We start from the raw sequence: 18,787 nt of genomic DNA, 5'->3' as shown, positions 1-18,787 counted from the left end.
AATTGTTATCTATTTTTTTTTTTGGATTAATTTATTTCGCAACCAAACTTATCTCACCGGCATCTAAGGATTGGATACTGAATTTGCTGCCTAATTTCGAGTTGATAAAATCTGCAATGGCATCACTCGCCACCGAATGTTCTAACCAAAATGAACCTATGCCATTGGAAATTGATTTATCGGATATCTTTCCTTTTGAAGCAAGCAAATCGGTTAATATTTTTACTTTGGCATAATCTGCATTTGAAACCGTGATAAACGACCCGCTTTTTGAATTAATGTCTTTAACCTTAGGAAGCGGCATTTTATCTTTAGAGGCCACAATATATTCAATGGCTTCTATGATGCCCTTTTCGGTGGCATCTGCCAATGCTTTATTGTTTTGCGTAGAACCAGCAACGTTTAAGCCTCCAATTTTAAGCCCTTTAAATCCGTTGGCTCTACCATCAACATTAAAAGATTTTGAGTCAATCAACTCTCTTGTTTCCGCATTTATTAATTGGATGATAAAACCAATATGCGCTTTGTTGCCTCCAAATTTTATGCCTATGGCCCCAGCGCTACTTTCGCCTGCTGCAAACTCCGTAACCTTTCCCATAACAATTACTTGAGCGCCTTTCATATTGCCTCTTTTTGGTGAAGTACCAGCTTTTGTGTTTCCAGATTCCCCAAAGTTTATTTCTTGCATAATTTCATTGCTGTCTTTTAAACTAAGCAATACATTGAAGCAGTTTACATTTTGAAGCGCATTGGTAAGCATTTGCGAAAGTTCGTCTCCAAATTTGGCATAAGCCGTAGGTGTAGCAACATTAAAACTGGAAACACTTACGGTTACACGTTGCGCTGTGGGAGTGCCTTGGCACTGACTTTCAATTTCTTCTACGGTTGTTTTTGGGTCTTTTTGTGCACTTAATAAAGCACAGCATAGAGACAGAATAATAGTTGTAATTGTTTTTGTTGTTTTCATATTTCTAAGTTTAAGGTTAGTGGTTCTTGGTCCGTTATCTAAACAGCTATTTTTTAAAACACCCGAAAAACAAAAAGGATGTTATGGGGTTTAAAATGGTTTTATAATCAGTATTTTACTGTTTTAAAATTTTATAACTCGCATTTCCAATAGACGTATCCAACTTTAAAATGTAGATTCCGTGGCTTAGGTTTCCAATATTTATTTCCTGAACGTTTTTAGTGGTTTTGAATACATTTTTGCCCGTAATGTCATATATTGAAATGGTTTCAATTGAAAATTTGTTGTTTGATGTGATATGAAGTATGTCTTTTACAGGATTTGGATGCAATGAAAACATATTAACTTCAAATTCAGTGTTGCTTAAACTGGTATCTATCGTATCCAAGATGGTGGTGTGCGACCATTTGCCTGAACTATCTTTCGCCCTAACATACAGCACATCATTGAAATTATATGAACCCGCTGGATATGGCACGTTAAATAACTCGGTATGATTTGGTTGAGGGTTTGAAACCGCTATTACGTTTGAGTTTCCAAAAGTTAAATCGCTTCCAAAAAAGTATTCAATCTCAACAATATCCAAATTCCCGTTGTTTTCAATTACTTCAATGTTTTTTCTAAAAGTATGGCTCCAATTTCCGTAAACATCTTTTATTCTTCCATACAATTTATGGTAACCAATTGATGCATTCACAGGCATTTGTGCTATAAAATCTTGAGTAATGTCTGTGCTTTGCGGGTTAATTACAAAGCTTGTTCCTTGCGAAAACGTGGGGTCGTTATCCAGATAATATTCCCCAATAACCGTGTTGTTTTGGGTTTGAGGTTTTATAATCTCCAGATGGCTTCGTGTGGTCTGGCTCCAATGTCCGTTGGCATCTCTAGTCCGAAAGTATAGTTTATGATAACCAACTGATGTAGTGGGAGGTATGGTGGCCAAAATACTTTCTGCGATAGTGGTATTTGGTGCAATATCAATAACGGTATTAAGTCCAATGCCATTATCGGTGTCCAAAAAATATTCCACTTTCGTAATTGGTGCCTGAGCATAACAAACCGCCATAGCAAAACATAAAAACCATATTAAAACTGATTTTTTCATGGCTTTTAATTTATAGTTCTGGCTTTTACGCTTACTAACAAACCGGTTCCAGGTTGCGATACGCCCGTAGTTGTAACATCGTAAACCACAGGGATAGCTGCTAATCCCGATAGGGTATATCTATTGGTTATGGTGGCACCGCCAAAAGCACCACGTTCTGTGCCATCGCTACCAAGCGCATTGTTTGTAGCGGCACTTTGTAGTTTGTATTTACCGTCGCTGGTGCCACTTGTTACAAAAAGATTGTTCATATTGGGTTCCCAAACATGGCCCGTGGTTCCAACAAAAACACCTGAATTGGAAACCGTATTATACTGCACGTTATTGTTAGTGCCTCCGTTAATATTTGCCGTAATGCCTGCCGATTTTAAAATGTTGTTTTTAAAAGAGCCCGTGTTAAAATCGAGGTTTAAAACATTTGCAGGCCCCTCAAAAACATTGTTGTTGCACTGTAAAATGTTTTTGTTTGTCCAAATTAGCTTTGTTAAGCAAATATTATTATTGAAAACAATATTGTTTGGTTCAATAAAACTAGAATTTCCGTTAGTATGTATGGCGTTTGTGCCCGCTGCAAAGTAATTTTGAAGGATATAAACATCGGTTAATAGGGTGCCAAACTGCACGCCACGTTCCATTCTGCAACGTTTCACTGTTACATCGTTCACATTCACATAAACTTTACCATCAGATGAATTGCCATCATAAACAATATTCATACCGATAAGTTGAGAAGACTCAGAACCGGCATTAAATTGAATCCATCCAATTTTGGCATCATAAGTTGTATTGGACACATTGGTGTTTTCGGTCAAAAAATAACCAGGGCCAATAATCACCAATCTTTTTGTAATTATAGCATCAGTGTATGTAATGGCCGATCCTTCAATATGTAACGTATCACCCGCAATAACACTGGCACTTGCAACGGCTTCATTAATGTTTTTAAAAACTGGGTACGAAGGCGTACCGCCATAATTTTCACCCCAATTGGTCGTGTTGTTATAGTTGGATTGATTGTTAACGCGCCAAATCTTAGCGTACACATTTTTTGGCAATAAAAGGAACACTGCCAAAACAGCCGATAAATAAAATAATGTTGGTTTCATAATGTTGTGTTTTATGGATTAATATGGTATAAAGCTACATTTACATACTGCCAATTGCTATCTACACTTATTTTTTGCTACACTTTACTTATTTTTTGTATAAAAATGCTATCTTAGATTTAACCCAAGCAACCTACTTCATTTGAAAAAAGTATATCATTATGAAGCAAGTTCTTTCAATTTTACTTATCGGATACATTCATTTGGCGATTTCGGCACAACAAGTTCCTTTAGATTCCATAGTCAAACTCATGGAAAATCATGGAAAAATTGATACCGCTTTTGTTGATATGCGATTGGATTACATGAAAAACAAACTGTTTTTAACCCCTAACGATACTTCGTGGTTAACCTACGGAAAACAGACTTTAAAAATGGCCCAAGATTTAAACTATCCAAGGGGAGAGGCCATGGCCTACGAACGTATTGGTATTGTTTATCAGCATTTATTGTCTAATCCATACAAAGCCATCGATAATTTCCAGAAAAGTTTAACGTTAATTGAAAAATACAATCATTTCAAATTTCTTGAAGCTTCCACACTTGGAAACATTGCCAATATTTACAGGGAACAAGGTGAGCTAAAAAAGGCGCTTAAATATTATAAAAAGATTTCAATAAATTCGGAACATCGTGTACTGGCTTCTGCCGAAATTGGAAATGTTTACAGTGATTTGGGCGTGCAGGATTCTGCAATTTTCTATTATAAAAGAGCCATAAAATGGTCGGTTGAAGAGAAAAATCCATTGTTCGAGGCCTATACAAGAACCAATATGTCGCTTATTTTAAGTAGGATAAATAAGCATAAAGAGGCATTGCAAAACATTGAGCAGGCCCTGGAACTTATTGATGCCCATGGGTTGGAGTTTGTTCGATCTACCGCTTACGCTAATGCTGGGGTGGTTTACCTTGGAAATAAAGACATGGAAAAAGCCTCACTTTATGCCCACAAAGCCTTGGCTTTAAAGGAATCTTTGGACAACTTGGTAACCCAAAAGGCCATTTGGGGAACTTTGGCAGATGTATATGAATACCAAGGCGATTATAAAAACGCCTTTGAATCCTATAAAAAATACACCATTTTAAACGATAGCTTAGCAAGCAAAGACAGGGTGCTGGAGGTTAGCCGAAGGGAAATTCAATATGAAGCAGATAAAAACCAAGCACTGGCCCAAGCTGAAATTGAACGTCAGAAATTAATAAAAAACAGTTCAATAGTTGGCGGAAGCGTATTGTTTGCCCTGTCAATTTTCGGATTGTTTTTGTACAAAAGAAAACGCGACGCCGTAACCCAAAAGCAAGAAGCCGAATTTAATACCAAAGTGGCAAACACCGAACTTAAAGCGTTGCGGGCACAAATGAACCCACATTTTATATTTAATTCCTTAAATTCGGTTAACGATTATATTTCAAAAAACGATGTGGAAGCTGCCAGTACTTATTTAACAAAATTCGCTAAAATTATGCGCCAAACTTTAGAAAATTCCAATAGAAGTGAAATTTCTTTGGAAGACGATTTAAAGGTTTTGGATTTATATCTGCAAGTGGAAAGCATGCGTTTAAAGCACAAATTTACCTACAAAATTACCGTTGATGCCGCTATTGATGCCGAAAACACGCTCGTGCCGCCCCTCATTTTGCAACCTTTTATAGAAAATAGTATTTGGCACGGTATCTCTAAAAAAGAATCGAAAGGGCATATCGACATATCCATCAAGAAAGAGGAAAACATGCTTATTTGTACCGTTGATGATAATGGTGTGGGAAGAACGTTGAAAGCCAACATCCATTCAACCGAAAACAAATCGATGGGAATAAGTATTACCAAAAGCCGAATAGATATTATAAACAAAAAGAAGAACACCAAAGGCGCCATTTTGATGACAGATAAAGATGAAGGTGTGCGTGTTGAAGTTAAACTGCCATTTCAATTAGCCTATTAATATGATAAAAGCCATAATAATTGATGATGAGCAACATTGCATCGATAGGATAGTTGCCCTGTTAAAACCTTTTAAGAACACCGTAGAAATTATTGAAAGCTGTACCACGGTAAGTGCTGGTATTGAGGCTATTGAGAGTTTGCAGCCCGATGTGGTGTTTTTAGATGTGCAAATTCACGATAAAACAGGTTTCGACGTATTGAAGGCCATAAAACACCCAGCTTTTGAAGTTATTTTTACAACGGCTTTTGAATTTTATGCAGTACAGGCCTTTAAGTTTAGTGCTATCGATTATTTGTTAAAGCCCATTGATGAAGACGATTTTAGGTTGGCCATCGATAAAGTAAGCACAAAACTGGAAGCTAAGGATTTCTCAAAAAAAATTACCGCCTTATTGAATAACATCTCAAAAACGGATATTCAAAAAAAAATAACCATTCCTACCGTTGATGGCTTAGAGTTTTTAGAGGTTTCAGTTATTGTTCGCTGTGAAGCCGATATAAATTATACAACCATTTTCACCAAGGATAGGCATAAGTTGATGGTTTCAAAAACCCTAAAATATTTTGAGGCCTTGCTTGTTAATTGCAATTTTTTTAGGGTGCACAATTCGCACTTGATCAATCTGGACTATATTAAAAAATATTCCAAGGGCAAAGGTGGGTATGTAACGTTAACCGACGACTCGGTTATTGAAGTTTCTACGCGAAGAAAAGACGATTTTTTAAAAGCTATACGTTGCCATTAAAGTAAATGTTTTATTTTGTGGTAATTTACCTCCTCAAAAGTTTTTATTACCAAATCCGCTTTGCTATAATCTTGGTTTTTTGAGTGAAAACTATCATAACCAACACAAAAAACACCGGCACCTTTGGCCGCTTCAATACCGTTGGTGGAATCTTCGATAACGATACATTCATGGGTGTTAAATCCAGATGCTTTAACAGCGTTCATAAAAATTTCAGGGTGTGGTTTTGATTGCTTTAAATCGGCACCGCTCAATTTCGCCTTAAAATACGGGTTTAAATCAAACTTATTGAAAATCCTATCGATACTTGGCATGGTGGCAGATGATGCCAAAACTAAGGTTAAATGGTTGTTGTGGTAATCTTTTATCAAATCGAAAACGCCTTCAATAAGGCTGAAACTGGTGTCGTTTTCAAAAACAAAATCAAAATGCTTGCGTTTTAATGAAACCAAATGTTCGGGCGGTTCCTTCAAATTAAAAAGCGTACAAAGCTGTTTGCAAACGTTAATGGTCGATTTTCCGGTAAACGACTCATAAAGTGTATCCGATACTTGAATGTTCACATCCTTAAACATATTATGATAGGCAATATGGTGCAAGGGTTCGCTTTCAATAATTACCCCGTCCATATCAAAAATGACCGCTTTTAGCATGATGTTTTTTTTTTGCGAAGTTATAAGATTAATCAGTAATTTAACAATTTTAATATTTGAAAAATTAATTGTTAGGATGACAAAAGGAAGACTGGAAGCGTTTACCGATGGTGTATTGGCCATCATTATCACCATTATGGTACTGGAATTAAAAGTACCACAAGGTGGCACATTTAAAGATTTATCTGCACTTTTGCCCGTATTTGGCAGTTATGTGTTAAGTTTTGTTTATGTAGCCATTTATTGGAACAACCACCACCACATGATGCAAACCGTTAAGCACGTTTCGGGCAGCATTTTATGGGCAAATATGCATTTGTTGTTTTGGTTGTCCTTAATTCCGTTTGTTACTGGTTGGATGGGCGAAAACCATTTTACAGAGGCTACGGTGTTTTTGTACGGTTTGGTTTTGTTGGCGGCAGCCATCGCTTATTTTATCCTTCAAAACTTAATTATAAAAAGTCACGGAAAAGCATCTGTTTTGGCGCGGGCTTTAGGAAAGGATTTAAAAGGAAAAGCATCGCCCTTACTGTACTTAATTGGTATTGTTGGTGCTTTTTTTAGCGTTTGGGTTTCTGGAATTATGTTTGTATTGGTAGCCATAATGTGGCTTATTCCAGATAGCCGCATTGAAAAAGCGCTTAAAGAAGAAATGGTTAAGAGCTAATAGGTGTTTTTTTTCTTAAATCGGTTTTAATAAGAAGCATCAACTGGAGCCGGTGCAAGTTCAAGCCATTTATTTTATGGTTCATATAGCCTATTTGAACACTGTTGGCTTTGGTAATGTTTATGCCCAGTGCGCCAAATAATCTGTTTTCTGTACAAACATCTCCTTTTAAATTGGCAAAAAACTCGTTATTGGCGTTTAAATAAAGGAGCTTGTTAAGCGCTATTTTTGTTCCTACGCAATAGCGGAGTCTGTTGGATGGAGTGGTTTCTCCCATAAAAATTAAAAACCTGTTTTCCATGCGCAACTTATGGTAAATAGGAAATTTTCCAAGCGTATGGTTGTAGCTAATTTGTTCAAAAATTGTTTTCTCGTACAGGTGTGGCGTACCACAAACGTCGATGCTTTTATCAACGTCAATGTAATAACCGCCCACAGAAACAGCGATTTTCGGTGTAATTTTATAGTTGATGCCGGCGTAATAAAATATCAGGTTTATGTTATCGGTAGCTTCATAGGCACGTAATTGGATGCCGGTTGTAAAACTTGTTTTTTCCGATACGATATGGGTCGCATCCAAGGTGTACCAAGCACCTAATTTGTCTTCTATATTGGTTTGGGCGTAACTTTGTTGTAACGAAACGGTAACAACTAAAAGGGCTAAAAGGGACTTCATTGAAAAAAGGAATTGAAATTACAAAAGGGGTAAGGTTGGGGTGAACGAAAATGGCCGACTTCAAAAGAGGTGTTTTTTAAAGGTGTCAATGTTTTTGCAATCAATTTATAATTCTTTTTAATTAATTTTTTTCTAAAAAATGGGTTAATTAATACCTGTTTTATTTATTAACTTTACCTTTACAGAACCTCTTTTAAAGGAGGTGCATTGTTTTTTGTTTGGGAGCAAAATTAGTAGGTAAAACCCCTATGGATTATGATTAATGTCATGCTTTACAAGCGTTTTGCATTTTTGTAAATAATTCATAATTTCAGTTTTTTTATTAGTGAATGTGCTTACGAAAACGTGAGAGTACCACAGGGAATTCAAAATAATGAACAATAGTTATTAATAAACCGAATATTTATTTAGATGAAGTTAGATATTTTGGCCATAGGCGCACATCCAGATGATGTGGAATTGGGTTGTGGCGCCACTTTGGCCCTGGAAGTTGCAAACGGCAAAAAAATAGGCATTATAGATTTAACCCGTGGTGAACTGGGAACCCGCGGTACTGCCGAAACCAGAGATGTGGAATCGGCAAACGCCGCCACCATTTTGGGTGTTTCGGTTAGGGAAAACATGGAATTTGCCGATGGTTTTTTTGTAAACGATAAATTCCACCAGATGGAACTCATTAAAATGATTCGCAAATATAAACCGGAAATCGTTTTTTGTAATGCTATACAAGACAGGCACATCGACCACGGTAAGGCCAGTAAATTAGTAAGTGATGCTTGTTTTTTAAGCGGATTGTTAAAAATAGACACCAAAGACAGCAATACCGATGTTTGGCAAGACCCATGGCGACCCAAACACGTGTATCATTATATCCAATGGAATAATTTGTCGCCCGATGTTGTAGTGGATGTATCTCAATTTATGGATGTTAAGATGCAGGCGGTCATGGCCTATAAAACCCAGTTTTTTGATGCAACAAGCAAAGAGCCGGAAACCCCTATATCAAGCAAGAACTTTACCGATAGCATACTTTACAGGGCTAGGGATTTGGGGCGTTTGGTAGGGGTTGAATACGCCGAAGGTTTTACAGTTGAACGGTGCGTAGCCGTAAACAGCCTGTTCCATTTAAAATAAGGTGTTTTTAAACGCCAATCCGTACCATTGCACAGTACATAACAATATGGTTGAGAGGCTATTTTAAATTCATGTGAAAATATTAAAAAAAGTCTTTGTAGAAAAGATTCAAATCCATTACATTTGCACTCGCATTTCATGTACATGTTACACAGTGCACGTTCCAATAGCGATTGGGCGTTAAGAGCAGAACCAAAGAAGTTATACTTCTCAAAACATACACGGTGGTTGTAGCTCAGTTGGTTAGAGCATTGGTTTGTGGTACCAAGGGTCGCCGGTTCGAGCCCGGTCTTCCACCCAAAAAAAGCTTCCTAGAAATAGGGAGCTTTTTTGTTTTAGGGTGTTAATAATTGTGTGGAAAATAGAAGAGGAATGTGCAAGCAACTTTCTTATTAAAAAAGGAACTAACCAAAGTAAAATCCGTAGGACTTTCCGAGTAAGCAAGAACCAACCAATTATTTTTATATGGTGTTATTAGCTTTGTTTTATATGTTTAAGGTGTATCTGCATTTTGGAAAATTATCACAACCATAAAACTTTCCATATTTTCCGCTTTTTTTAATCAGTTTATTTCCACATTTGGGACATATTTTTTGTTTGACTTTTTTATTTTGTTCTCGTATTTGCTTTTTTATTTGATATGAATGGTTCTTGGATGCTTTTTGGTCAGTTATATTGTTCTTCAGTAATTTATCTGAAATCAGTTCCATTTGATTATATGATAAATTTTCCTGTTCATTTAAGTTTTTAATTGTTCTAATAAGTTTGTTTGTATATATAACTGGTAGAGACGTAGTCACATTTTTTAGTTTGCCATCTCCTGCAAAAACAACAATTGGAAAATATTTGATGTAATTATATTCTGAAAGTATTTTTTTTATTGCAAAGACATGAATCCAATTTTGTTTAATCGGATTCCTTAATTTACTCTTATGTTTATATATAGATTGAGTCCAATATTCAGAGTTTTCATGTCCATGAATCCAACCTTTATAGTTTTTTGTTTCGATAACAATAATTCCACCTCTGCATATAACTACATGGTCAATTTGAGTAGTAAAGTTGCCATTTTTTAATAATAAATCATTTAATATTAAATATTCTTTTTTGTCGAGACGCTTTAGTTTAGTAGCTACTTTGTACTCTCCAATCGAACCTTTGATTTTTGGAACAATTCTTTTTTTGAAATAATATGTAATTCCATAAGCAACTAAAATTAAAATAATAATTAAGAATTCCATTTTTTAAAAGAATGTTCTTGGATTTTAATTTGCTGCTAAAAAACACCATGCCAATATTTTAATAACAGGCAATTTTTTTTGCGTTTATCTTTCAAAAAAACTACCATCCAAATACATCTCATGCTCAAACTTATTTTTAGAAGTTGGCAATTCCAAACGTTTGTAATTGCTTGTTTTTTTGGTGCCCGATGCTTTTGGGGTAAGTCCTTTTATATCGTCAAGTGCAGCTTTTAAAACCACTTCATTTTCATCCCCAAAGGGTAAAATGACATTCCAATAATCGTATTCCTTTACTAATATATTTGGAGTGAACCCTTGGGTGTAATCGCTTTCACCATTTTTGTTGAATATCTGAAAAACAATAGGTTGCATAGCAAATAAATGACTGGGGTTTGCCGAGGTTCTATCGGTATAATCGGTTTTGGGCGAATCAAATAGCGTTATGGAGCCCACATTTTTGCCATAGGTAGTGGTGCCAACAACCCTAACTGGCATGTAGGCTTTTAGGCCGTTAATAATCATTTCACTTGCCGAGGCGGTACTGCTGGACGTTAAAACATATAGCCTATTGATGCTGTTTAGTCTATTAATGGGCTCTTGCCCTGTTTTCACGTCATTTTCATTAAAAATGTTTAGGGTGTTTTCAAATTTATAGGCACCATCCTCTTCACGGTGTTTTGAGTTAAATGTAAGGTTGGCAAATATGCCAGTTCCGGCATCGGCATAGATCATGCTTGCTAAATAGGCCGATGTGCCTACCGAACCCCCGCCATTCAATCTTAGGTCAAGAATAAGTTCATTTATGTTCTCGCTTTTAAAATAGGCAAAAGCATCATTTAGTTCATCGTTATACGAACTTCTAAAGCCATTATATACTAAGTAGCCCACTTTTCTACCGGCAATATCGTTAAATACTTTTTTCAAATAAACAGGGTTTTCAAATAAAACGGCGGCCGTTAGGGTTTTGTCTTCTTTAGGGGTTAAAACACCTGCATTTTCGGTAACAAAGGATAGTTTTACGCTTTCTTGGTCCAAATCGCCGGCAATGGTTTGAAAATTTGAGGTTTTTAATACCTTGCCATTTACGGCATTGATAATGTCGCCGCGTTTCACATTGGCATTGGCAGCGGGCGAGTTATCGGCAACATAGCGTACATACAAAATGATGTCGCCACCAGCATTTATTTGAACCGCCTGCAATTTCAGCCCTATCGATTTTGAAATACCTTGAAATCCCTGCAATTGCTCAATATAGTCGGTAATAAACCACGAAAACCTATCGGTGGTTCCATATTGGTATCTTAATGCATTAAAAAAAGTTTCGGGATTGCCCGTTTGCGATAAAAATGAATAATAAGTTCCTTGGTTGTCATCCTTGGTATCGGCCAGATTGGGCACATTTTCTTGCCAATTGTACCACGAGTTCATGCCTTTCCAAACAAAATCATTGATTTCACTGGATGCTATTTGGTCGTCGTCCTCATCCTTAAAACAACTGGTAGTTATAAGCGAAATGGAACATAGTAGGAGTAGGGCCTTTAGGTTTTTCATGGTGTATCTTTGTTGTAGGTAGTCAATAAAACTCTAAATTTATTACATTATTATTTAATTAAAAATAAATTGTAACAAATTAAAGCATCGTTCGTCGTAATATCAAATAACCAAACCAATAATGACTCAAACCGAGTTTTTAAATATTGTGATGCCGTTTAAGGATAAAGTGTTTCGTTTAGCAAAACGATTGCTTGTATCTACCGAGGAAGCTGAAGATGCCACACAAGAGGTTTTGATGAAGTTGTGGAGCAACCAGGCAAAAATTGAGGAATACAAAAATGTGGAAGCATTTTCCATGACCATGACAAAGAATTATTGTTTTGATAAGCTAAAATCGAAACAAGCACAAAATTTAAAAATAGTGCACACTAATTATGAGGATGCTAGCACCTCGTTACAAAAACAGGTTGAAGCACACGATAGCCTACAATGGGTAGCAAAAATTATTGAAAGTTTACCCGAACAGCAAAAAATGGTCGTGCAATTGCGCGATATTGAAGAATATGATTTAGATGAAATTGCAAACATGCTGGAAATGAACAATACCGCTGTGCGCGTTGCCTTGTCTAGGGCCCGAAAAACAATAAGGGAAAAATTAACCATTACAAACAATTATGGTATCAAATAACATAGAAGCCTTGCTTAAAAGGTACGAAAACGGCGAAACAAGCCTAAAGGAAGAACAGCAGCTGAAAAAGTATTTTTCACAGGAAACCGTGGCGCCCCATTTGGAAATGTACAAGCCCATGTTTGCCTACTTTTTGGCCAACCAACAGGAGCATTTTACAAAACAGCTTCCCATTAAAACCAAAACGGCATTTAATTACAAATGGCTGGCCGTAGCAGCGGTGGTTGTTTTAACCCTAGGGTATTATATGAAAACACCGGTTGTGGCATCCTATAACGAATATGCCTATGGTACCTATGACAATCCTGAAGATGCCCTAAATGAAGTTACAAAATCGTTAAACATGATATCAAACCACTTCAACAAAGGCGTTTCAACGGTTGGTTACCTGAACGAAGTCAACAAAGGCACCGCAACCCTTGGCTATCTTAACGAAATTGAGAATACCACCGGCATCATCTTTAAAAACCATCAATAAAAACAAATACAAACAACAATTAACTCCTTAAAAACAAGCAACATGAAAAAGAAACTAAGACTAATCGCATTGGCAATTCTATTATTACCCATAACCGGAATGGCACAGGATATTTTTGAAAAATATAACGACAATTCCGAAGTAACCTACGTGTCCATTAAACCCAAAATGTTCCAAATGATAGCCAATATGGGCATTAATGTGGACGATCCAGAAGCAAAAGCCTATATGGATATGGTAAAAAGCATTACCAGTTTTAAAACCTTGGTAACCGATAACAAAAACATTTCAGCAGATATAACAAAATGGGTGAAATCGCGCTCAAGTGCTTTGGAAGAATTGATGGAAGTGAAAGATGAAGGCTCGGAAGTGAAATTTTATGTTAAGGAAGGTAAAGACAGCAACCACGTAAAAGAGCTTTTAATTTTTGTAAACGGCATCAATAAAGTTATGAAGGAAAGCGTTGAAATTAATGGGGAACAACGCCGTATTGAAACCGTGGTGGTATCGCTTACGGGTGATATTAACTTAAATGAAATTTCAAAATTAACCGAAAAAATGAACATCCCCGGCGGTAAAAATCTAGAGAAAAAGAAAAAGTAAATCATCAATCAAAAACCAATGGGCATTGAAAGCCATTTTAAACAATAGCTTACAATGCCCTTTCATTTTAAACATTTCCAAAACCAATACCATGAATTCATTCCTAAAATACCTCCCAGTTTTAATAATTACTGCATTCTTTAGTACAAGCTGCGAAAACAAATCAACTTTACAGGGCTATTTTGTTGATAATCAGGAAGCTAAAAACTTCATATCGCAGGATCTTCCAATAGCGATGTTGAAACTGGATGAATCGAAACTTACCAGCGAACAACGAGATGCTTACAAATCGGTTAACCGGTTGAATTTTTTAGGGTTCAAGGTAGATGCAAATAACGCCGAAGCCTATAATACGGAATTGACAAAAGTAAAAACCATTTTAAGTGATAAAAAGTACAACGAGCTTATGGAATTTAGCGATAAAGGCAATAGAATTGTTGTAAAATATATAGGAAACGATGTCAAGGCCGATGAACTGGTGGTTTTAGGAAGCTCAAAAACCTTGGGTTTTGGCATAGTGCGCATTTTGGGCGATAATATGAGCCCCGATAAAATGGCAAACTTGGTAAGTGCCCTGCAATATGCCCAAATGGACCAAGGCAAGCTTCAAGAAATGATGGGGTTTTTTAAATAGTTTTCGGTAACACGATACTTAAAAACAGGCTGTTTAATAGGATTTTTATAAGCCGTTGCAGGTACGAGGCTATCTATAAGTTGTTACACTTAGCAATGCGTTTAAGGGCAAACCTCTTTCAACTCAAATCTTTTTGTTCTTTTTCTTCTTTAGGTTTTTTGGAATACACTACAAAAAAGTTAGATACAATCACTAAAAAAATGATGGTCAAAAAGGTTTTAACAATATAATTGTCCAAGACATCCAAAATGCCGAACACAAAAATACTGCCTGCCAAAACGCCACAAAGAATGAGCGATAGTTTATCGTTAATCATAAAGTCTAAATTCCAGTATAGTTACTAGGTGTAATACGTTTTAATTCTTCTTTTATTGTATTTGAAACCTCTAAAGTATCAATAAAGTTAGCGATTGATGTGCTGTTTATCTTGGTATTGGTTCTGGTGAGTCCTTTTAACGCTTCATACGGGTTTGGGTAGCCTTCGCGACGTAAAATGGTTTGAATGGCTTCGGCAACCACGGCCCAATTGTTTTCCAGATCTTCAGTGAATTTACTTTCGTTCAGCACTAATTTATCCAAGCCTTTTACGGTGGCTTTAAAGCCAATAAGGGTATGCCCAAATGGAACGCCCACATTTCTTAAAACGGTGCTGTCGGTTAAATCGCGTTGCATTCGGGATACCGGGAGTTTTGCCGAAAGATGCTCAAAAATGGCATTGGCAATACCTAAATTGCCCTCGCTATTTTCAAAATCGATGGGGTTTACTTTGTGTGGCATGGCCGAACTGCCCACTTCGCCCGCTTTTATTTTTTGTTTGAAATAGTCCATCGAAACATAGGTCCAAATATCCCTGTCCAAATCAATAAGGATGGTGTTTATGCGTTTTAAGGCATCAAACAAACCCGCCATGTGGTCGTAATGTTCAATTTGGGTTGTAGGGAATGAATGGTGCAAACCCAGTTTTTGCTTTACAAAGTTACTGCCGAAAATTTTCCAATCGATGTTGGGATACGCCACATGGTGCGCGTTAAAATTGCCGGTTGCGCCGCCAAATTTAGCAGCGTTCGGTATGGTTTTCAATACCTCAAATTGGGCTTCCAATCGGGCTACGAACACGCTTATTTCTTTACCAAGTCGGGTAGGCGATGCGGGTTGCCCATGTGTTCTGGCAAGCATTGGAATGTTGGCCCACGCGTTCGATAGATCTTTTAGCTTGTTTAAAAGCAAGGTAAATTCCGGTATATAAACGGCTTCAATAGCGTCTTTGATACTTAACGGAATGGCCGTGTTGTTAATATCTTGCGAGGTTAACCCGAAGTGGATAAATTCTTTATATTGCGATAAACCTAAAGCATCAAATTTTTCTTTTATAAAATATTCAACCGCTTTAACATCGTGGTTGGTAACGTTTTCAATCTTTTTTATGGCCAAGGCATCTTCCGAAGAAAAATGTGTGTAAATCGCTTTTAAATCGTTAAAAACACTTCTGTCAATACCTTCAAGTTGTGGCAACGGGATGTTGCAAAGCGCCATAAAATATTCTATTTCAACAAGAACACGGTATTTTATTAAGGCTTCTTCGGAAAAAAAGGGTGCTAATTCGCTTACTTTACTTCTGTAGCGTCCATCAATAGGTGAAATGGCGTTAAGTGGTGATAATGGCATGGTTGTTTGTTTTTTTTGAAGCTGCAAAGATACGTTTTTGATTGACGAATTGCGAAGTTTTGATTTACGATTTTATCCCAACAAGGAATTTAAGGGTTTTTGTTTTTTCTTTATGCCTTGAAGGATGCGTTTTGCGCGCGCCTTGTAACCCGGGCTTTCGGCTTGGAAATCCTGTTCTAAAATTTTTACAAGTTCGGGGTACACCCATGGATAATCCTTGCCAAAAAGGTATAGTACTTCCATGGCGTAAGCTTTTGACGATGTTTTTTCGTCTTGTATCAACCAATCAAAACAGGCTTCAACAATCAATTCCTTATGTTTTGGTTTTAAGGTTTTCTTTAAGGTGTTGGGCTGTTTTGAATAGTATTCCTTTGCAATAAACACACACACTTTTGCCATGGGTCTCACGGCAGAATCAAAACGAATGGTTTTAAGGTTGGCACAAAACGCATCCAAATATGGTATAAGCGCATACACATTCGCTTCACAAACAAACTCAAAAACCCACGCGGCACGATACGAAAGTTTATCATTTACCTTAAATACCATGCTTAAAAGTTCGGGAAATAAGTGTATATCGTTTAAGACCAAATGGGCGCATGCCAAGCGTTTTTCACGCGATGCATCCACGTTGGTTAATTCTTTATGGAATTCTTCAAAAGTCATCTATAATTTACTATTTTTAATCATCTAAATTTTTAACCATGAAAATAGTAAAAAAATCATTCCTAATCTTATTAGTTGTATTTATAGTTGCCCAATTTTTTGGGCCTGAAAAAAACCAGGGCAGTTTGGCTTCCATTGAGCCTTTTTTGGCAGAGACCAATCCGCCAGAAAATGTTAGGGCAATTTTAAAGGAAACGTGCTACGACTGCCATAGCGATGTTACCCGATACCCTTGGTACAATACCATAACCCCTGTGAATTATTGGTTGGCGGCCCATGTAAAGGACGGTAAAAAGCATTTCAACATGTCTAATTGGGAAGGCAATACGGTAAAACGAAAAGACCATAAATTTGAAGAACTTATTGAAATGGTTGAAAATAAGGATATGCCTTTAAAATCCTATACTTTAACCCATGCTGAGGCCAACTTAACCGATGCCCAAATAAAAGCGGTGGTAGATTGGGCGAAAATGGTGCGCATAAAATATGGTTTAGAACCAAAACCTGAGTAATTTTGCACCTTGTTTAAAGAGCTTGCCCGTTTTTTGGTGCTCAGTTTATAATGTAGCATGAAATACGCACGATTAACAAAAGAACAATTTGAAGAATTGCACCAAGAATTTATCAATTTTTTGGCAACCCAATCCATTACGGCCAATGAATGGGCCAACCTAAAAGCAAACAAGCCCGAACTTGCTGAAATGGAACTGGACGTTTTTAGCGATTTAATTTGGGAGGGCGTGTTGAACAAGGCCGAATATTTAGAACATTTTTCGGCGCAGCACATTTATTTGTTCCGTTTAGGAAAAAATAAAATGAAGGCCATAGTTATTAATGTTAAAAACAGCGCCGTTGATATTACTACCCCCGAAGGCTATAAGTGGTTGCGCGAAAACCTAATGGATGAGCGTGTTGAATTTTTACAAGCCGATAAAAATTATACCGAAGAAAAGAACCTTGATAAATTTAAAATGATTGAACAAGGTGCCCTTATTACCAAAGGCGATTTGTTTAGGTATTTTGATGGGTTGATTAATTAACGCAATTGCGAACGTAGTGAAGCAATCTTTTAATTAGGAGTCCAAAACATGGTTTAGCGACTTGTTGGGCTTCATTTAAAAAAATCCAAGTTTACATTAAAATTTAGGGTTGAAATCATTATTTTTGATAATAAATAAAAAATGTAATGAATATTCAGGCGGAAAAAATAGAATTGGTTAAAATGCTTTTGGATACTGAAAATCCGAAAATTATTGATTCAATTAAAAAAATCTTCAAAAAAGCAAAAACAGCTGACTTTTGGGACGACTTATCTATTGAACAACGCAAAGAAATTGAGAAAGCTTCGCATGAAATAGAAAATGGAGAAATAACAGATTACGAATCTTTTATGCAAAAACACAGATAAATTGAGCAGAAAAGTTGTTATTTCAAAAACAGCCGAAAAGAAATTAGAAAAACTTTTCGAGTACTTAATCAAAGAATGGTCAGTTAAGGTTAAAAAAGATTTTGTTGAAAAATTAGATTCATCGATTGAAATAATTAAAAACCAGCCTGAAATATTTCCTGAATCTAAAAAAGGAAAAAGTTTAAGAAAATGTGTAATCACTAAACAAACGACTTTATATTATCGCTATAATTCTAAACAGATAAATATTGTTACGTTATTTGACACAAAACAGAATCCGAATAAATTAGATAAAGAAATTTAAAAACGAAAGCCCAACAATGGCTATGAGTAATTATTGCTTGTTCTCGCCTACTTCTGAAAATCCTTGCGGATTTTCATTTTGGTGTGTACTTGTAAAGTTAAGGTCTAACCCACGCAACTACTCATAGGTACTGTGTTAAAAACCTAATAAATTAACTAAAAATTATAGGAAGCACTTATGCTAAATCATAATGCTATCCTGCGCAGCAAGAGCTTTTGGTTCTTGCTGTTTTTTCTTTTCAAAATCAGCGTCATAATATGTTTCATTTTTCCAGAGTGTAAACATTAAAATCAATAATTTTCTTTGAACAGCTACTAAAGCCACAAGAGGTTTTGCTTTCTGGGGTTTTAGCCTTTCATAAAACTGTTTTAAGGTGGGATTGCAACGAACGCATGTCATTGAAGGCATATGAAGAACAGCTCTAATATGGCTATTTCCTTTTTTGCTTATTTTGGTCTTACCTTTAAAATTACCAGACTCTCTTAAAACCACATCATAGCCAGCATAACTCGTAAGTTGTTTTGCACCTGATATAGACTCAAAGCCTAAAGTTTCACCAACAACCGTTGCTGCAGAAATAAATGATACACCAGGAATACTTTCTAAA

23 protein-coding genes and 1 tRNA gene are annotated in these 18,787 nt (G+C 36.4%); 13 read left to right on the top strand and 11 right to left on the bottom strand.

What is annotated here, in order from left to right; genetic code table 11:
• Window positions 1-31 precede the first annotated feature (31 nt).
• The 3 genes from GQO80_RS12610 to GQO80_RS12600 all read right to left on the bottom strand — a co-directional run bounded on the left by GQO80_RS12610 (window position 32) and on the right by GQO80_RS12600 (window position 3,178).
• On the bottom strand, window positions 32-967 hold the full coding sequence (locus GQO80_RS12610; protein ID WP_157208726.1) for a CsgG/HfaB family protein: 936 nt from the start codon (window positions 965-967) through the stop codon (window positions 32-34).
• 115 nt (window positions 968-1,082) lie between these two features.
• Window positions 1,083-2,072 carry a T9SS type A sorting domain-containing protein gene (locus GQO80_RS12605; RefSeq protein WP_157208725.1) on the bottom strand — a complete coding sequence of 330 codons (990 nt, stop codon included), beginning with the start codon at window positions 2,070-2,072 and terminating at the stop codon, window positions 1,083-1,085.
• Between the two features lie 5 nt (window positions 2,073-2,077).
• Window positions 2,078-3,178, bottom strand: coding sequence for a hypothetical protein (locus GQO80_RS12600; RefSeq protein ID WP_157208724.1), 1,101 nt, complete (start codon window positions 3,176-3,178; stop codon window positions 2,078-2,080).
• Window positions 3,179-3,339: 161 nt separating this feature from the next.
• Here GQO80_RS12600 and GQO80_RS12595 point away from each other — a divergent pair, with 161 nt between their 5' ends.
• Entirely contained in the window at window positions 3,340-5,121 is a 1,782-nt protein-coding gene (locus tag GQO80_RS12595) for a tetratricopeptide repeat-containing sensor histidine kinase (protein WP_157208723.1), read from the top strand.
• Between the two features lies 1 nt (window position 5,122).
• On the top strand, window positions 5,123-5,869 hold the full coding sequence (locus GQO80_RS12590) for a LytR/AlgR family response regulator transcription factor (RefSeq protein WP_157208722.1): 747 nt from the start codon (window positions 5,123-5,125) through the stop codon (window positions 5,867-5,869).
• Here GQO80_RS12590 and GQO80_RS12585 read toward each other — a convergent pair.
• Window positions 5,866-6,522 (bottom strand): HAD family hydrolase, encoded by a 657-nt coding sequence (locus tag GQO80_RS12585; RefSeq protein ID WP_157208721.1) that lies wholly within the window; start codon window positions 6,520-6,522, stop codon window positions 5,866-5,868. The two genes, GQO80_RS12590 and GQO80_RS12585, sit on opposite strands and share 4 nt — an antisense overlap.
• Window positions 6,523-6,598: 76 nt before the next feature.
• Between GQO80_RS12585 and GQO80_RS12580 the strand changes: the two genes are divergently transcribed.
• Window positions 6,599-7,189, top strand: a complete 591-nt coding sequence (locus tag GQO80_RS12580) for a TMEM175 family protein (RefSeq protein WP_157208720.1) — start codon at window positions 6,599-6,601, stop codon at window positions 7,187-7,189.
• On the opposite strand, the gene GQO80_RS12575 is transcribed toward GQO80_RS12580, so the two are convergent.
• Entirely contained in the window at window positions 7,179-7,865 is a 687-nt protein-coding gene (locus GQO80_RS12575; protein ID WP_157208719.1) for a DUF2490 domain-containing protein, read from the bottom strand. The genes GQO80_RS12580 and GQO80_RS12575 overlap by 11 nt on opposite strands.
• A 411-nt stretch (window positions 7,866-8,276) precedes the next feature.
• Here GQO80_RS12575 and bshB1 point away from each other — a divergent pair, with 411 nt between their 5' ends.
• Entirely contained in the window at window positions 8,277-8,999 is a 723-nt protein-coding gene (bshB1, locus tag GQO80_RS12570; RefSeq protein ID WP_157208718.1) for a bacillithiol biosynthesis deacetylase BshB1, read from the top strand.
• Window positions 9,000-9,222: 223 nt separating this feature from the next.
• A tRNA-His gene (locus GQO80_RS12565) sits at window positions 9,223-9,298 on the top strand.
• Window positions 9,299-9,484: 186 nt separating this feature from the next.
• Here the strand turns inward: GQO80_RS12565 and GQO80_RS12560 are convergent.
• Both GQO80_RS12560 and GQO80_RS12555 read right to left on the bottom strand, forming a co-directional pair.
• Window positions 9,485-10,240 (bottom strand): NERD domain-containing protein, encoded by a 756-nt coding sequence (locus tag GQO80_RS12560; protein ID WP_157208717.1) that lies wholly within the window; start codon window positions 10,238-10,240, stop codon window positions 9,485-9,487.
• An 84-nt stretch (window positions 10,241-10,324) separates the two neighbouring features.
• Window positions 10,325-11,791, bottom strand: a complete 1,467-nt coding sequence (locus tag GQO80_RS12555; protein WP_157208716.1) for a S41 family peptidase — start codon at window positions 11,789-11,791, stop codon at window positions 10,325-10,327.
• A gap of 121 nt (window positions 11,792-11,912) precedes the next feature.
• On the opposite strand from GQO80_RS12555, the gene GQO80_RS12550 reads away from it, so the two are divergent.
• From GQO80_RS12550 to GQO80_RS12535, 4 genes are all read left to right on the top strand, one after another.
• Window positions 11,913-12,422: an RNA polymerase sigma factor gene (locus GQO80_RS12550; RefSeq protein ID WP_157208715.1), complete on the top strand. Its 510-nt coding sequence runs from the start codon at window positions 11,913-11,915 to the stop codon at window positions 12,420-12,422.
• Window positions 12,409-12,900 carry a hypothetical protein gene (locus tag GQO80_RS12545; protein WP_157208714.1) on the top strand — a complete coding sequence of 164 codons (492 nt, stop codon included), beginning with the start codon at window positions 12,409-12,411 and terminating at the stop codon, window positions 12,898-12,900. Before GQO80_RS12550 ends, GQO80_RS12545 begins: the two co-directional genes overlap by 14 nt.
• 42 nt (window positions 12,901-12,942) lie before the next feature.
• A complete protein-coding gene (locus tag GQO80_RS12540) occupies window positions 12,943-13,503 on the top strand; it encodes a DUF4252 domain-containing protein (protein ID WP_157208713.1) in 561 nt (186 codons plus the stop codon).
• A gap of 91 nt (window positions 13,504-13,594) precedes the next feature.
• On the top strand, window positions 13,595-14,137 hold the full coding sequence (locus GQO80_RS12535) for a DUF4252 domain-containing protein (RefSeq protein WP_157208712.1): 543 nt from the start codon (window positions 13,595-13,597) through the stop codon (window positions 14,135-14,137).
• Between the two features lie 118 nt (window positions 14,138-14,255).
• On the opposite strand, the gene GQO80_RS12530 is transcribed toward GQO80_RS12535, so the two are convergent.
• The 3 genes from GQO80_RS12530 to GQO80_RS12520 all read right to left on the bottom strand — a co-directional run bounded on the left by GQO80_RS12530 (window position 14,256) and on the right by GQO80_RS12520 (window position 16,468).
• The gene (locus tag GQO80_RS12530; protein WP_157208711.1) at window positions 14,256-14,453 is read right to left on the bottom strand and encodes a hypothetical protein; all 198 of its coding nucleotides are present in this window, start codon (window positions 14,451-14,453) and stop codon (window positions 14,256-14,258) included.
• A gap of 5 nt (window positions 14,454-14,458) precedes the next feature.
• Window positions 14,459-15,802, bottom strand: coding sequence for an adenylosuccinate lyase (gene purB / locus GQO80_RS12525; protein ID WP_157208710.1), 1,344 nt, complete (start codon window positions 15,800-15,802; stop codon window positions 14,459-14,461).
• Between the two features lie 72 nt (window positions 15,803-15,874).
• Window positions 15,875-16,468: an adenylosuccinate lyase gene (locus tag GQO80_RS12520; RefSeq protein ID WP_157208709.1), complete on the bottom strand. Its 594-nt coding sequence runs from the start codon at window positions 16,466-16,468 to the stop codon at window positions 15,875-15,877.
• 38 nt (window positions 16,469-16,506) lie between these two features.
• On the opposite strand from GQO80_RS12520, the gene GQO80_RS12515 reads away from it, so the two are divergent.
• The 4 genes from GQO80_RS12515 (at window position 16,507) to GQO80_RS12500 (ending at window position 18,180) form a co-directional block, all read left to right on the top strand.
• Window positions 16,507-16,980: a heme-binding domain-containing protein gene (locus tag GQO80_RS12515; protein WP_157208708.1), complete on the top strand. Its 474-nt coding sequence runs from the start codon at window positions 16,507-16,509 to the stop codon at window positions 16,978-16,980.
• A 57-nt stretch (window positions 16,981-17,037) separates the two neighbouring features.
• A complete protein-coding gene (locus GQO80_RS12510) occupies window positions 17,038-17,508 on the top strand; it encodes a DUF6495 family protein (RefSeq protein ID WP_157208707.1) in 471 nt (156 codons plus the stop codon).
• A gap of 146 nt (window positions 17,509-17,654) precedes the next feature.
• A complete protein-coding gene (locus GQO80_RS12505) occupies window positions 17,655-17,876 on the top strand; it encodes a hypothetical protein (protein WP_157208706.1) in 222 nt (73 codons plus the stop codon).
• A gap of 1 nt (window position 17,877) precedes the next feature.
• Window positions 17,878-18,180: a type II toxin-antitoxin system RelE/ParE family toxin gene (locus GQO80_RS12500; RefSeq protein WP_157208705.1), complete on the top strand. Its 303-nt coding sequence runs from the start codon at window positions 17,878-17,880 to the stop codon at window positions 18,178-18,180.
• A gap of 180 nt (window positions 18,181-18,360) precedes the next feature.
• On the opposite strand, the gene GQO80_RS12495 is transcribed toward GQO80_RS12500, so the two are convergent.
• Window positions 18,361-18,787 (bottom strand): transposase (locus tag GQO80_RS12495; protein WP_157208704.1); only part of this gene is annotated, 427 nt, incomplete at its 5' end.

Origin of the sequence: Mariniflexile maritimum (assembly GCF_009746565.1) — a bacterium.
GTDB lineage: Bacteria > Bacteroidota > Bacteroidia > Flavobacteriales > Flavobacteriaceae > Mariniflexile > Mariniflexile maritimum.
This window is presented reverse-complemented; position numbering and strand designations above follow the sequence as displayed.

Coding starts and splice junctions, on each gene's coding strand:
- GQO80_RS12610 (WP_157208726.1), bottom strand. CDS start 967: ATGAAAACAACAAAAACAATTACAACTATTATTCTGTCTCTATGCTGT.
- GQO80_RS12605 (WP_157208725.1), bottom strand. CDS start 2,072: ATGAAAAAATCAGTTTTAATATGGTTTTTATGTTTTGCTATGGCGGTT.
- GQO80_RS12600 (WP_157208724.1), bottom strand. CDS start 3,178: ATGAAACCAACATTATTTTATTTATCGGCTGTTTTGGCAGTGTTCCTT.
- GQO80_RS12595 (WP_157208723.1), top strand. CDS start 3,340: ATGAAGCAAGTTCTTTCAATTTTACTTATCGGATACATTCATTTGGCG.
- GQO80_RS12590 (WP_157208722.1), top strand. CDS start 5,123: ATGATAAAAGCCATAATAATTGATGATGAGCAACATTGCATCGATAGG.
- GQO80_RS12585 (WP_157208721.1), bottom strand. CDS start 6,522: ATGCTAAAAGCGGTCATTTTTGATATGGACGGGGTAATTATTGAAAGC.
- GQO80_RS12580 (WP_157208720.1), top strand. CDS start 6,599: ATGACAAAAGGAAGACTGGAAGCGTTTACCGATGGTGTATTGGCCATC.
- GQO80_RS12575 (WP_157208719.1), bottom strand. CDS start 7,865: ATGAAGTCCCTTTTAGCCCTTTTAGTTGTTACCGTTTCGTTACAACAA.
- bshB1 (WP_157208718.1), top strand. CDS start 8,277: ATGAAGTTAGATATTTTGGCCATAGGCGCACATCCAGATGATGTGGAA.
- GQO80_RS12560 (WP_157208717.1), bottom strand. CDS start 10,240: ATGGAATTCTTAATTATTATTTTAATTTTAGTTGCTTATGGAATTACA.
- GQO80_RS12555 (WP_157208716.1), bottom strand. CDS start 11,791: ATGAAAAACCTAAAGGCCCTACTCCTACTATGTTCCATTTCGCTTATA.
- GQO80_RS12550 (WP_157208715.1), top strand. CDS start 11,913: ATGACTCAAACCGAGTTTTTAAATATTGTGATGCCGTTTAAGGATAAA.
- GQO80_RS12545 (WP_157208714.1), top strand. CDS start 12,409: ATGGTATCAAATAACATAGAAGCCTTGCTTAAAAGGTACGAAAACGGC.
- GQO80_RS12540 (WP_157208713.1), top strand. CDS start 12,943: ATGAAAAAGAAACTAAGACTAATCGCATTGGCAATTCTATTATTACCC.
- GQO80_RS12535 (WP_157208712.1), top strand. CDS start 13,595: ATGAATTCATTCCTAAAATACCTCCCAGTTTTAATAATTACTGCATTC.
- GQO80_RS12530 (WP_157208711.1), bottom strand. CDS start 14,453: ATGATTAACGATAAACTATCGCTCATTCTTTGTGGCGTTTTGGCAGGC.
- purB (WP_157208710.1), bottom strand. CDS start 15,802: ATGCCATTATCACCACTTAACGCCATTTCACCTATTGATGGACGCTAC.
- GQO80_RS12520 (WP_157208709.1), bottom strand. CDS start 16,468: ATGACTTTTGAAGAATTCCATAAAGAATTAACCAACGTGGATGCATCG.
- GQO80_RS12515 (WP_157208708.1), top strand. CDS start 16,507: ATGAAAATAGTAAAAAAATCATTCCTAATCTTATTAGTTGTATTTATA.
- GQO80_RS12510 (WP_157208707.1), top strand. CDS start 17,038: ATGAAATACGCACGATTAACAAAAGAACAATTTGAAGAATTGCACCAA.
- GQO80_RS12505 (WP_157208706.1), top strand. CDS start 17,655: ATGAATATTCAGGCGGAAAAAATAGAATTGGTTAAAATGCTTTTGGAT.